At 68.8% G+C, this 12751-nt stretch carries 15 protein-coding genes; 1 reads left to right on the top strand and 14 read right to left on the bottom strand.

Going from position 1 to position 12751, the window contains the following annotated elements; translation table 11 throughout:
* Window positions 1–16 precede the first annotated feature (16 nt).
* The 3 genes from BAY60_RS19825 to BAY60_RS36820 form a co-directional block, all read right to left on the bottom strand.
* On the bottom strand, window positions 17–349 hold the full coding sequence (locus tag BAY60_RS19825; protein WP_146771047.1) for a hypothetical protein: 333 nt from the start codon (window positions 347–349) through the stop codon (window positions 17–19).
* Between the two features lie 307 nt (window positions 350–656).
* A complete protein-coding gene (locus tag BAY60_RS19820; protein ID WP_112282550.1) occupies window positions 657–995 on the bottom strand; it encodes a hypothetical protein in 339 nt (112 codons plus the stop codon).
* A 48-nt stretch (window positions 996–1043) separates the two neighbouring features.
* Window positions 1044–1295 (bottom strand): hypothetical protein, encoded by a 252-nt coding sequence (locus BAY60_RS36820; RefSeq protein ID WP_146771046.1) that lies wholly within the window; start codon window positions 1293–1295, stop codon window positions 1044–1046.
* A 65-nt stretch (window positions 1296–1360) separates the two neighbouring features.
* On the opposite strand from BAY60_RS36820, the gene BAY60_RS37225 reads away from it, so the two are divergent.
* Window positions 1361–1501: a hypothetical protein gene (locus tag BAY60_RS37225; protein WP_170160477.1), complete on the top strand. Its 141-nt coding sequence runs from the start codon at window positions 1361–1363 to the stop codon at window positions 1499–1501.
* Window positions 1502–1509: 8 nt separating this feature from the next.
* On the opposite strand, the gene BAY60_RS19815 is transcribed toward BAY60_RS37225, so the two are convergent.
* From BAY60_RS19815 to BAY60_RS19770, 11 genes are all read right to left on the bottom strand, one after another.
* Window positions 1510–1905, bottom strand: coding sequence for a hypothetical protein (locus BAY60_RS19815; RefSeq protein ID WP_112282549.1), 396 nt, complete (start codon window positions 1903–1905; stop codon window positions 1510–1512).
* 496 nt (window positions 1906–2401) lie between these two features.
* Window positions 2402–2758: a DUF8033 domain-containing protein gene (locus BAY60_RS38720; protein ID WP_484266828.1), complete on the bottom strand. Its 357-nt coding sequence runs from the start codon at window positions 2756–2758 to the stop codon at window positions 2402–2404.
* A 1375-nt stretch (window positions 2759–4133) separates the two neighbouring features.
* A complete protein-coding gene (locus tag BAY60_RS19810) occupies window positions 4134–7220 on the bottom strand; it encodes a LysM peptidoglycan-binding domain-containing protein (RefSeq protein WP_112282548.1) in 3087 nt (1028 codons plus the stop codon).
* Window positions 7217–7588: a hypothetical protein gene (locus BAY60_RS19805; RefSeq protein WP_245992694.1), complete on the bottom strand. Its 372-nt coding sequence runs from the start codon at window positions 7586–7588 to the stop codon at window positions 7217–7219. Before BAY60_RS19805 ends, BAY60_RS19810 begins: the two co-directional genes overlap by 4 nt.
* A 56-nt stretch (window positions 7589–7644) precedes the next feature.
* Window positions 7645–8085 carry a TadE family protein gene (locus BAY60_RS19800; RefSeq protein WP_112282546.1) on the bottom strand — a complete coding sequence of 147 codons (441 nt, stop codon included), beginning with the start codon at window positions 8083–8085 and terminating at the stop codon, window positions 7645–7647.
* Entirely contained in the window at window positions 8082–8501 is a 420-nt protein-coding gene (locus tag BAY60_RS19795) for a TadE/TadG family type IV pilus assembly protein (RefSeq protein WP_112282545.1), read from the bottom strand. The genes BAY60_RS19800 and BAY60_RS19795 overlap by 4 nt, the downstream gene beginning before the upstream one ends.
* 13 nt (window positions 8502–8514) lie before the next feature.
* On the bottom strand, window positions 8515–8757 hold the full coding sequence (locus BAY60_RS19790; protein WP_112282544.1) for a hypothetical protein: 243 nt from the start codon (window positions 8755–8757) through the stop codon (window positions 8515–8517).
* Window positions 8758–8788: 31 nt separating this feature from the next.
* Window positions 8789–9682: a type II secretion system F family protein gene (locus tag BAY60_RS19785; RefSeq protein ID WP_112282543.1), complete on the bottom strand. Its 894-nt coding sequence runs from the start codon at window positions 9680–9682 to the stop codon at window positions 8789–8791.
* A complete protein-coding gene (locus BAY60_RS19780; RefSeq protein WP_112282542.1) occupies window positions 9679–10536 on the bottom strand; it encodes a type II secretion system F family protein in 858 nt (285 codons plus the stop codon). Before BAY60_RS19780 ends, BAY60_RS19785 begins: the two co-directional genes overlap by 4 nt.
* Window positions 10533–11942, bottom strand: coding sequence for a TadA family conjugal transfer-associated ATPase (locus BAY60_RS19775; RefSeq protein WP_112282541.1), 1410 nt, complete (start codon window positions 11940–11942; stop codon window positions 10533–10535). The genes BAY60_RS19780 and BAY60_RS19775 overlap by 4 nt, the downstream gene beginning before the upstream one ends.
* Complete coding sequence (locus BAY60_RS19770; protein WP_112282540.1) at window positions 11939–12751, bottom strand: CpaE/TadZ family protein; 813 nt, start codon at window positions 12749–12751, stop codon at window positions 11939–11941. The genes BAY60_RS19775 and BAY60_RS19770 overlap by 4 nt, the downstream gene beginning before the upstream one ends.

Raw genomic sequence — 12751 nt, 5'->3', positions numbered from 1 at the left:
TAAGCGCAACTGACGATTACGCGGTGGCCGATCCTTCGTACGCGTCCACAGGGCAGAGGATCACACCCATCCGCGCAGCCACGTAGTCGGCGGCGTCGGTGACGGTGGTGAAGCGGCGGCGGTAGGCGGATTGCGTCAGCACGTGCCCGAAGTCGCTACAGTCAATGGCCCATCCGCCACGTGCAGCGCGGTTCACCGCGACAATGCAGGTGCCGTCATCGGCAAAGACGGCCGCACTGTCGGCGTCCTGCTCGCCATACGTGTCGTCCCGCATGATGAAGCCACCGTGCGCGTAGTGAATTTCAACGTCCACCCTTGGCATCGCAGGTTTGCTTTCTAGCGTCGACATTGTTGTTTCCTCGCTCCCACAGCTATCCCGAACGTGTTGTAGACCGGAACATGTCCTCAGCGACAGATTTCGCCGAACGGCCCTCGGTCGGCCGCTCGTGCCCAAACAACCAATCCTTTGCGCCCGGGGTCTTGAAATAGAGCCGGACCGATTCGACACCATTAAGGGAGATAGCCTGGTATTCCCAGCCGTTTGGCGTCTTCCATTCCCAGCACCGTCCGTTAATCATGGGCACACTGTGCATCGCCCTGTCCTCTCGTTCGTGTAAGCCCGCCAACCGCACGTACGGGACGTGCGGCTCCGTCGATCACGCGGGCTCTAGCGTGGTGAAGTCGACCGTTGCGCTTGCGCTGTAGACCTTTGCCCCGGGCTCGTTCTCGTCACGGTGGCGCTCCGCCGTGTCGTGGTCGTCGAACACCATGCTTTCCCGGGCGGCTGTGTCGTCCTCGCCGACCAGGTAAACGGTCAGCTCGCTACCCGTCGTCTCGTGGCCCTCCTCGTCGCCCTCGGCCAGGATGCGCGCGATGCGCGTGAGCTGGCCGGGTGTGATGCGCAGCCACTTGCTCTCACCGTTGTCGCTCGTGATCTTGAGCCGGTAGCGATCCGACTCGCCGAGCTGGGCGACCTGCGCGGCGTAGTAGTCCATGCTCTGATCTCCTCTCGCGTGTTGCCTGCTCACTCAGCCGCGCCGCCGTCAGGCAGCTCCCCCGTGGTCTTTCGCTCGCGTGAGTCCGTCGTTGAATCCGGCGCGGAACAAGGCCTCGAAGGGCTTGCGCTGTTCGCCCGTGTGCTTGCTATCCGCCTCGTCGATCCACGCGGGCACATAGTTGGACCAAGGCGTATGCATATCGTGGTAGGGCGTGGCGTCGCTTGACTGTGTGGCCATACCGAGCCCGTAGCCCGCTACCCAGCCGATACGGTATGCCGCATCACGATCATTGCTCATTGCGTTCTCCCGTCTCCAGACACGCCGTTGCCTCCGTCGGCGTTCACGTGAGCCATGGCGCGTAGGTGTTCCAGCGCTTCGCGGGGGAGGCGCACGCCGTATCGGAGCTGCGCTTCCGCGAGCGTCCGTTGTGCACGTTCGGCGACCTGCCGTTCCTCGCACGTCATGTCGTGTTTCGCCATGGCGTCTCCTCCCTCTGGCTGTGATCGCGGCATCAGGCGGCCGCCGGAACCGAGGTCACCGGGACCGACGTCAGTGCCAAGAAGTCGAAAACCGCGAGTTGGCCGTGTGCCTGCGCCAGCGTCAGGGCGTCGCCTAGTTCTGGCACGACAACGGACACGTCCAGGAACGCGGCGCCGCTTTCTGGATCTCGCCATCCACCGAACACACGGCCCGGCAATGCGAGCGTCGCCGCGTGTTCGTCGGCGTATCGTGCGAGATCGCTTGCCTGAACGATCCCGGGGAGTACGCGCTCACATTCGGGATGCACGGACACCGCGTACCCGCGTGTGACGTTCGCGCCCGTGGAAGGGATGATCGAAAAGCCGCCGTCGGGAACGCTCAATGCGCCCGCAAGTTGGTTGTATCGAATGGACACGTCGCACTGCATGTGGGCACACCTCTCCCCTGTGTTGAATTCCGATGACTTCATTTCGGTTTCTTTTGGCCCAGTGGTCACGGCCAACGCACGGATTAGCCGTGCGTCACCGAAACCCCTAGGACAAGCCCGGTAATGTTGCGTTTTCCTGCCAATAGTCAAAGGCCTCACGTATTGCCATGCTGCGGCGACGGGACCGGCAATATTGCAGCCACGCGAATGGCCAGCCGTCGGGCACGTGTCGGGGATTGCGACCAGCGCGGCGCATCGTGTCGAGGTAAGCCCACTCATAGCCGTGGGCGTTCGCGAACGAAATGGCCTCGCATTCGTTGCGGGGACCGGGATATTGGAAAGGATCGATGCACATATCGGCGAACCATTCCTTTCTGATTTTGGGCAGACTTCACCCGTGGGTCGAATTCCAATTCACGTGGAAATGCGGTATAGCTGACACTAAGGGCGAGCACACGTATTTGCGTGCTCACCCTTACTCACGCTCACTCGACGATTAGGCAGCGTCCGCCATTGCGTCCGCGCGGTGATAAATCGCCAGATTCACGGCGCGCTGATGACGGGTCGTCGTCACTGAATAGGTTTCGGTGGGCACAGTCCACCCCTGGCCGGGGATATGCCACGCTATGGGGGTTGCGTAGCTGTAGACGACATAGTCGATACCTGGGCCTACGCCGTGACCGTCGCGGTCGTGGCGAAAGCGCTTGACCCACGGCGCTGGGAGCCTGCCGGTACCCGTCGGGCGACGCGTGCCGCGTAGCGTGCCCGACGTGTTCGCGAACTCGTCGCCGTGCGCAAGGATTGCGCCCAGTTTCCACCAGCCATCGCTACGGTTGCGGAATATGGCGCACATAATCCCTCCCGTTTCTTAACCAGGGTTGACATGTCTTTGTCCCAACGGACACGGCACGGGCACGGTCGGCCGGTAGTGGCGAACCGTGTTCGCATGCTCTACCTGCCGACCGTGCCCGACCGTCTCACGTTGGTATGTGTCGCCTGCCGTACGTCGTCCTCTCACAACGCGCACCGGTGACGCGCTCTCGTTTGGTCTCATTACGGGTGATGAGATACCCGCGCTCGCCTGCCGTTCCCTGCCCCGCTTGTGACGGTTAGTCGCCTACCCGGTATATCGGGTGTCGGTATCTTCCGGCGAGTCTCATATTCGGGCGGGACGGGTTAGGACCGTCCGCTTGCGGCGGCTACTGCCGCCGCTATCCAGCGTTACCGCTGGGCCACTCTTTACCGACCATGCCTCTACCCCGTACCTACATCACCGGTTGTCCCCCTAGCGCTGCAAGCGTAGCGGCGATTTCGCTGGGCTACGCGTCGTCCGGATTGTCAATCCGCCCGATCTATCCACGCGCGCATGGCTTCTCAGCCATCGCGCTCGTGACGTCAATCGGCACTAGGGCACGCGGTGAGACGCTATCGGTCACGCACCATGACGGTCGGCACGTGCCATATCTCGCACATATTCACCACGAGGTTTCAGCATATTCGGCTATCAAAGATCGCGAGAAGCAGATCGTGTATTGATCGGGTGACTGGGCCTCCCCGGTCTCTCCCGTCTCCGTGTTCCGCTGTACTTATATACTCCCTCATTTGTGCTTTATCGTCAACTATTATTGAGAGAGCGTTATCTGTTTGTGATTTTTTTCGCCTGGTTCGACCGATGGGTACAACCGGACGCGCACCTGACATTTGGACGATCGGATGTTATGTCCACTGTGGATATTTGCAAGGAAGAAGGGCAGCCTGGAGAGCGGGCCGATGAAACGACGTCCTTGGCCGGTCAGTTGGGTGGCTTGAAGCCTGGCTTCAGGTACGGCCTTCCAGATGCACGCACGTCATCTACCAGCAGTTTTACACCTTCCGACCGTCTCCACCGTCCCCCCTGCCCGCCTCTATCACCGCACCCATCCCGTACTGTTCACCTTCCTGTTTGCACTTAAGTTCGGGGTGTCGTTGGTAGGGTTCAGCGCTCCCCTGGCCTGCACTCTGGCTGTCGGCGTGCCTCTACTTGTCTAGGAGGTATGGCCATTCGTAAGGGGATTGGTAATGGGATCGGAAGGGAGATCGGCGCGCAGTCATATCGGTGGCAATGAGACCTAAAAGGGCATTGAAGCACGGCCATGGCATTCGTTGAGAAATGTCGCCAGCAATGTGATTGCGCTTCAATAGAGAACGTGATCGCGGAATAGCGACGCTATTATAGCGCATTTCTTCCGCTATTCGCTTGACCGGGCGGTGGGTGCCGCTTTGCGTTTCGCGGCGGCTTGTGTTTGGGCCGGTTTCGCCGGTGGCTGGGGCTCGGCAGCGCGCTGGAGAGATTGCATGAGCGCGATAGTGTCGCGGGTGGGGCGTTCGTCGATCTCGTCGAGAGTGTCGGTGAGGAGTTTCTGGGTCCGGGGGATCGCGTCGGGTTGGCCGAGCCGGGCCAGGGTGCGAGCGATGTCGCGGTAGATGGCCTCGTTGTATTCGTCGAGTCCGCGGGCCAGTTCGAGGAGGGCGAGTTTGCGCTCGTCGCGGCCCTTGCCCTGGAGGCGGATCAGCGCGCTGATGGCGTCGAGGATCTCGCGGCGGAGGGCTTCGCGGGGTGCTTCGATCCATTCCGCGGTGATGTCGGCGCCCAGGGGGCCGTGATTGAGGTCGACGACGCGTTCGAGCGCCTGGTGTCGATGCGCTTCGTCGCTGGCGTCGCGGTAGCTGCGCAGGGCGTCACGGAGGTGCCAGAGGTCGACCGTGACGAGGTCGGGGTTGAGGGTGTAGTAGCCGTCGTGGACGACGATGAGGTCGTGCGGTGGGTCGTCGGTGGCGGCGCGGACGCCTTTGCGGAGTTGCGAGACGGTGACGTGGAAGGTGTTGCGTGGCCGTCGCCCGCGGGTGTCGGGCCAGATCGCCGCGGTCACGGCGTCGGAGCGCGCCCCGCCTGAATGCAGGGCAAGGTAGGTCAGGATTTCGCGCTGTTTCGGGGCGATGGCGTCGATCAGGTCCGTGGTGTCCTGACCGTTACACCAGTAGAGGTGGAGCCTGCCAAGCACGCACAGGGACACGCGCATGGCCGTCTCGTCTGAGCCCGGGTCGGTGGCGTTGCTAGCAGGTGCGCCGAGGGTGTGCGGGGCATGTTCGGCGTGTGGGTGTGCCGGACTTTCGGGCACGGTGACCTCGACCGTCGGCAGGGGTGCCGTCGGGGCGGGATCGGGCCGGGCAGAGTGCTCGGTGGCCGGGTCTGGTGGGTCGGCAAGGAATTCGAACTGGTCAGGGTCAGCCGCGCCGGTGCCGGAGGGTTCCTGGGTTCGGTCGGCAGTGCCGAGCAGGTCGAGGAGGTCTCGGGCGTCGGCGCTGGGCAGGGTGAACAGCCGGGTGCCGGCGAGCATGTCGATGAGGTTGTGGCTGGTGGTCTCCACGGTGCCGTCGGCGCGTAGCCAGACCGTCCCGCCGGGAGGCCATTCTCCGATGAGGACGGTGGCGAGGCCGAGTTCGGCGCCGTGCTCGAGGACGGCCTGCAGGCGTTGCTGGGCGTGAGCTTCCGGTGTCGCTACCAGCACTACCGTGCTTGGGGAACGGTCGGCTGCTGTCGGGCCGCCGGTCCGAGTGCGGGTCAGCAGCTCGGTTTCCAGCTCGTTGAGGGCGTGGTCGAGGCTGGCGACGATCCGCAGCCGGCTTGGGGAGTGTTCGACGGTGTCGTGCTCACCGAGCAGGCTCCTGATGTCGTCTGCGGGGATGACGACGCGGGCCGCGGTGGCGTCGGCGTTGGCGTTGGCTGCGAGCAGGTTCACGACCAGCGCCCGCGCCGCTGCTGCGGCTCCCGGTCCTGCCAGGCCGAGCCCGCGGGTCCGGGCCAAATCCACGGCGATCGCCTGCCCGTCCCGGATCCCGAGGACTGTGTCGTTACCGGCCGATAGGACTGCGGTGGCCGTGTCGTGCGCGCGGGCACGAGTGGCGGCCTCTGCTGGGACGGCGCCGGCGGGCGCCGACGAGAGCAGTTCACCATCCTGATCGCGCGGCAGGGTGGCCTGGTCGTGGGCGAGGCGTAGGGCGCGCACCACCGGCGCTGCGGGGGTCTCGTCGCGTAGCCCGCTGCCCGGTCGGTAGGTACGACGCCGCCACAGGAGCACCGTCATGAGCGCCGCGGTGATCAGTGCCGCCAGGCCCAGCCCGACGAACGCGCCGGTGCCTACGCTGATGCCCGTTCCCGGATGCGGATCGGGTGCAGCACGAGGGTCGCTCTCCGGCACCGGCGATGTCGAGGCGGCGTCGCGGGACGGTTCGTGCGGGTCGCCGGGTTGACCGTGGTGATCGCCCTGCTGCTCCGTGGCGCCGGGGTCGACACGTTCGTTGTCGGCGCGTTTCTGCTCGTCCTGGGGTGTATTGGGGGTCGTGCGGTCGGGCGTGGTGGGGATGATCAGCATCCAGCCGGGCAGGATGAGGTTGGGGTCGAGCAGGGCGCGGCCGTCCGGTTGGGGGTGGCGGTAGTTAGCTGCGTACAACGCGGGCCAGTGGTCGGGGTCGCCGAGTTCGCGGGCGGCGATCGAGGACAAGGTGTCTCCGGGGTGGACCTCGACCGTGCGCTGCTCCACGCACGGTGCCGCGGACCGATCGGGCAGGTTGACGGCATCCGGGGGCATCGCTAGTTCCCAGCCCGGTTCCAGGACGTCGGCTCCGGCGGTGAGTCGAGGGCGGTTCAGTGCCACGATCTCGGGGTAGCGGCGGCCGTCGCCGAGGTGGGTTTCGGCCAGGCCCCACAGGGTGTCGCCGTGGACCACGGTGAGCCGGGGGCAGCGCGCGAGCCCGGTGGTGGGCTCGGGTGGCGGCTGCGCGGTGGTGGCCGTGGGTGCGGTGGGGAAACCGGCCTGCGGTAGTGCGTCCGGCCGCTGCGGCCCGGTGGCCACGACCGTGGCGGCTGGACCTGGTGCGGCATTGGCCGGGGTGGCAGCGCCGAGCAGGATCACCGAGGCGACCAGGCCGGCGATCCAGCGCCGCGCCGACACCGCCGGGAGACGGTGCACCGCCATGGTTCCCTGTCGTAGCTGGACGGCCAGCTCCGTGACGATCAGGTAGACCAGGACGAGCCAGGCCAGCCAGCCCGCGGCGAGCAGGAGGTCGAGCACGAGCTCGCCCGTCCGCCATGCCCACCGCAGTTCCGTCCACGCCCAGGACAGGAACTCCTCGGCGGGTGGCCAGGTCGTCGGCAGGAGGCTACGGGGGTCAGCTCCGAGCCCGAGTAGCGCCGCTGGATAGCCCACGGTCAGGCCGGCGAGAGTCCCGGCGGCGCTGACGGTCCGCAGCCCGCGCGCGAGGCGACGGCTGGTCATGGCTGGGCTCTCTCGTCCGTGCCGATGCCGAGCTCCGCGGTGGCGGTGCCGGTGGCGTGGTGGGTCGACTGGATGAGGCCGATCGCGGCCGGGGCGGCGATGGTGACGGTCACGCGGACGGTCCGCGGCCCGATGACGCTGACCTCACCGTTCTCCCCCGCCGCGGACAGATAGCTGTGTGCCGCCGCGACCGCCGCGGCCGGGTCGACGACAACGGTCGCGCCTCTGGTGTCGAGCGCGGTTTGCGCCGCGCGGGCCGCCTCCGCTGCGATCGCGTCAGCGCGGGCCGTGGCACGAAGTTGCCCAGCCCCGTCGACCACCAGGGCGAGCATGAATAGCAACGCCGGCACGAGGACGGCGATCAGCACACTGACCGTCCCCCGGTCGTCGCGACCGTGAGACGGTGTCGGCGTCGTGACGGGTGTCATGGGCTTGTCCGATAGGGATCGACGGGACTGGTGAACGAGCTGCTGACAACCGTGCTGCCAGGCAGCCCTGGGACGCCGGCCAGGTCGGCTAGCCCGACCTGGCAGCGCACCTCGACACGGGCGACGCCGGTCTGGCCCGGTGGCGGTGCGAAGCCTCCGGCATGGACCGACACCCTCGTGTCGGTGCACCGCAGGTGTCGTTCGCCGAGCACGGTGGTGGCCGCGTTCGTCGCCGCCGTGCTCGCCGCGCTGGCGCTCCGGGTGAGGGAGGCGGTGCGGGCGGCGGCGGTAGCCGCGTCGTCGACCGCTTGCTGGGCCGAGCTGATCCGCCCGGCGGCCACCACGAGCAGCCCTATCAGCAGGACCGCCGGGGCCAGGACGGCCAGCTCCACGCTGACCGAACCCGTGTCGTGGCCGCGCCGCCGAGATGAGGTCATGGTGCGCTTCCGGGGACGGTGAACCGTTCCTTCGCGGCCGTGGCGCGCATCGAGAAGCGGAACTGCACACCGGGGATCGGCAGGACCTTCTGCGCCGTGCCGGATACGCTGACCTGCACCGTCTCCGCGCTCACGACCGCAGCCGCCGCGGGATCGTCCACGACTCCCGCACCGGCACGGCGGGCGAACGACAACGCCGCATCCTGGGCGTCGGCGGTGCCAGCGCCGAGGACTCGACCAGTGTCCACACCGGATTGCGCGGCACCGGACAGGACGTTACGCGCGTGCCACAGTAGCCCCGCCTGCACGATGGTCAGGATCAGCAGCAGCGCCAGGGGGAACAGGATCGCCAATCCCACGGTCTCCGAACCGGTGTCCCGGAGACGTCGGTCGCGGGCTCGAGGCACGGCGCCCATGATCGTGTCCGCGTTACTGGAGCTGCGCGGTGTAGCGGGCGACGACAGCCTTGATCGCGGCCCCGAGCGCGACCGCTGTGGCCAGCACGATCGCGACGAGCACGGCCTTGGCCACGTTCTCCGACCCAGAGTCGCCGCTGGCCCTCGCGCGACGCCACCGATCCGCGAGCACGTCGGCGGTCGCGACCGACCACAGGATGAGCGCGGCCACGCCGCGACGCGTGAGGCTGCCGAGCTGGATGTTGGGGAAACTCATCGTGGTGCTCCTTGTTCCTATCTGGGTGTCTTCAGGTCGTGAACAGGCGGATGACGGCGGGATAGAGCACGAGCAGCAGGAAGCCGAGCAGCAGCAGCGTGACCGGCAGGGTGAGCCGCTGGCTGCGGGTGTTGGCCGCGGCCTTTTCCGTGGCGAGGGCCGCGCGGCGCAGCCCGGTGGCCTTGGCCGTCAGGGTCGCGTGGACGGCGGCGCCGTCGGCCGCGGTCGACGCGATGTCGGCCACGTCGGCGAGTTCGGGGCTGCTCATGCGGTCGGCGAGCCGGGTGAGGGCCTCCCACGGGAGGTGTCCAGCCCGCTGCGCGTGCGCGAGGGTGCCACGGATGCGGGTGAAGGCCCATCCGTCGAACACGTCCGCGGCCTCGCTCAGGGCTTGCGCGGCTGCGCGCCCGGCCATCCGTTCCTGGGCGACCAGGTCCAGGTAGGCGATCACGGCGGAGCGGAACTCCTCGCGCCGGGTCGCCGCATCATCGGCTACCGCCAGCGGGGGCACCATCGCCGCGGCGACCGCCCCGGCGAGCGCCGCGGGGACGCTCCAGCCGAGTGGAACGCCCAGCCCTGCGGCGGTTGCGAGCATCGCCAACGCGGCGCCGAATGCGGCACCGCCCACAGCCCACCGGGCACGCCGGGCCAGGTACCGGGCGGCGGTCACGTCGAGGACGGCGAGGTCGGCAGCCGGTATGCCCCACCACCGGTTCGAGGACCGCGCGGACCGTGCCGCCAGCCTGGCCAGGACCTGCTCGGCCCGCGACCGACGGGTCGCGCCCGCGGCGGTGTCGTCCTGCGAGAGTCTGGTCAGGGCGGCAGTCAGATGGATCGGTGCCGGTCGCGCCAGTGCCGCGACAACGCAGGCGACCGCCACGCCGACGGCAGCGCCCGGCACGATCGCCACCCACACCGCGGTCATGGATTCCTCACCCCGCTGGCACCGCTGTGGCTGGCGAATAGCCGGGCTCGCCGCTGGACCCGGGACAGCAGGTGCATCCACCAGCAGGCCAGTGCCATGATCCCAACGCTGGCGGCCATCACCAGCTGTCCGAGCAGGCCGAAGAACGGGGCGAGGAACTCGCCCGCCAGCACGACGAGCCCGGCCAGCACAGTGGCGGTGATCGTGATGATGATGCGCGTGTCGGTCCGGGGCTTCGCTCGGTCGGCCTCCACCTCCCGCCGGTCGCCCACCGCGGCGGCCAGGGCGTCGGCCTTGCCTTCCAGCACACCGACCAGGCCACGTCCACCGGCGCGAGCGCGCACGATCAACGCACCCACGACCTCATCGGCGGCCGGGTCGCCGACGTCGTCGGCGAACGACCGCAGCGCGGGCTCCAGCCCCCGGGTGCGGACCCGCACGGCGAGCGCGCGGACCTCGTCGGCCAGCGGGCTGGGTGCGGTGCGTGCCGCCGCCGCGATGGCCTGTTCCAGGCCGCCCGCGCCGGAGTTCAGCCGGTCCGCCACCCGCCGGACCCAGGCCGCGAGAGCGTCCAACTTGTCGATGACCGCGCGGGCATCGTCGCGGGCCAACAGCGGCGGCAGCGCCACGGCCCCGGCCGCCGCCGCGACGACGGCGACCGGCCAGCCGGTCAGCAAGCCCGCAGCCACGCCCGCCACCACCGCCCCGGCCGCACGGCGCCACATCCGGGAGTCCCGCGCTCGCCTCGCGCGCCGGATGCGCGGCCCGCGAGTGGGCGCTGTCACGCTGGCGACCGCGCACGCCACCGCCAGGCCGATCAGCAGCCCCGGGAGCAGGATCGCAAGGGTGCTCATCGTGGCGCCTCCGTCGGGTAGTCGGGTGGATCCTGCAGCCGCGCGGGAGCGAACCCCTGGTGCGCGAGCCGACCGGCGAGCGCCAGCGTGGGCGCGAACACCGGCAGCGCCGCGCCGGAACCCGCCCGCGAGAAGAGCCGGGTCGCATCGGGACGACCGGATTCCCCCACCGGACCGACTTCGAGGACCTCGGTGACATACCGCCGCCTGCGCTCTCGCCCGGACGCGTCAAGGTCGTCCACTTTGGTCAAGTGCACGATGAGGTCGATCGCCGAGGCCGTCCACGCGAACGCCGCCTCCGAGCTCAGAGGCGGGTGGGCCAGCATGCCCAGCGACGCGATGCGGTCGAAGACCGCCTCGGCGCTTCCGGCGTGCAGCGTGCACATGCCTCCGGCGGCGCCGTTGCCCAGCGCCCGCAGCATGGCCGCGACCTCACCGGCGCGCACCTCGCCGACGATGACCCGGCGGGGTGAATGGCGCAGTGCCTGCTTCAGCAGGTCGTCCAGGGTGATCTCGCCGACGCCCTCGGCGTTGGGCTGCCGCGCCTCCAGCGGGGTGACCAGCGGACGATTGCCGTCGATGTGCAGGCCGAGCTCGTAGTCTTCTTCGACGGTGATCACATGCTCCGGGGTCGGGATCGCCGCGCACAGGGCGCGCAACAGCGTGGTCTTGCCCGCGGCGGGGCCACCGGTGACGAGAATGTTGCAGCCGGCGCGCACTGCCGCGGCGAGGAAATCGGCCAGGATCTGCGTCAGGGTGCCGTTGCCGACGAGATCGGTCAGGCGGGTCCCGACGAGCCGGTGCCGGCGGATCGCGACCCGGGGCCGGTCGGTGACCTCGATGACTGCGTCCAGCCGTGCGCCCAGTGGCCCGCCGCCGGGCAGGCGCAGATTTGCGATGGGGTGCGCGGGGGAGAATTCCCGCGAGGTCTGGCCCAGCCGGGCGAACATCTCGGCCAGCATGTCGATGAGCGCGGCGTCGGAGTCGGCCACCGGATACGGCCAGCGCTCCAAGGTCCCGTCATGGCGCTCCAGCCACACCACGTCGTGTCCGTGGATGTGGATGTTCTCCACGTCCGTGCGATCCAGCAGGTCGGCGATGACGCCGAGCCCGGACAGGGCGGCGCTCACCGCGCGAGCCAGCGCGCGCTCCGCGCTCACCGGCGGTGGAGCGAACCCCGCTTCGGCGCGGCGCCGTATCCAGCCGGCGACCTCCTCCAGCACCACTCGTTGGGTTCGTGCCTGCTCGTCTTGCTGCGAGGCCCGCGGGCCGTCAGGGTGTTCGAGCCGGGCGGCCACGGCCTCCCGGATCTCGCGCACCACCTGCGGATCCAGTGCCCCGCTGGCCCCATTGCCCGATAGGGGTGTGGACGCCTCGAAACGCTGCGCCCCGAGTGGCGAGCTCATGGCCGACCTCCCGTCACGATCGGCACTCGCGGGACAGGTGCGGAGGGCGGAGATGGCCGCAGGTTCAGCGTCCGATGCAGACGCAGCGCCGTGCGTCGCGCGGCACGCAGCAGCAGCGCGCGTGCCGCCGGTAGCCCGCCGTACTCGCCGTCGGAGAGGACGGCGGCGGCGCGCGGATCATGCGGCAGCTCCAGCCCCACCGCAAACCCCAAGGCGTTCCTCACGTCACGACTGCCCGCCGCGGTGGTGGCGCACACGGCCAATCCCAGCCGATCCGGCTCGAGCTGCCGGGCCAGCTCAGCCAGTGCTGGTCGGGCGGCGAGCACATGCCGAGCGTGCGGCCGCACCGCCAGCAGCACTAGGTCAGCGGCCTGGAGCAAGGCGTGCGGTGTGGCGGGGCTGTAGCGGCCAAGATCGACCAGCACATCCCGGCCCGGCCCGGTCGTGGTGAGTGCCTGCGCGAGCCGCTGCCAGCCCGCCGCGCCCACCGAGGCGTTCTGGGCGGGGCTCGCCAGTCCGGCGAGCAGCCGAATATGCGGTGCCACCGCTACCGGCTGCGCATGCCCATCGAGACTGCCGCAGCTGCCGCCGCGCTCATGCCGGGTCTCCGTGGCGAAACTCAGCACTCCCCGATCCGCGCGCAGCTGGCCCGCGAGCAGCCAGCGCCCGAGCCAGCCGGCCGCGAGGTCACCGCCGGCCGGATCACAGTCGGCGAGCAGCACCTCGGTCGGCCACGCCCAGGCCAGCGCGGCCACCGAGGTGGTCACGCCCGGCGCGGCCTTCGCCGACATCAGCGCGATGACTGCCAT

Origin of the sequence: Prauserella muralis, assembly GCF_003202285.1 — a bacterium.
In the GTDB taxonomy this organism is placed as follows: domain Bacteria; phylum Actinomycetota; class Actinomycetes; order Mycobacteriales; family Pseudonocardiaceae; genus Prauserella_B; species Prauserella_B muralis.
This window is presented reverse-complemented; position numbering and strand designations above follow the sequence as displayed.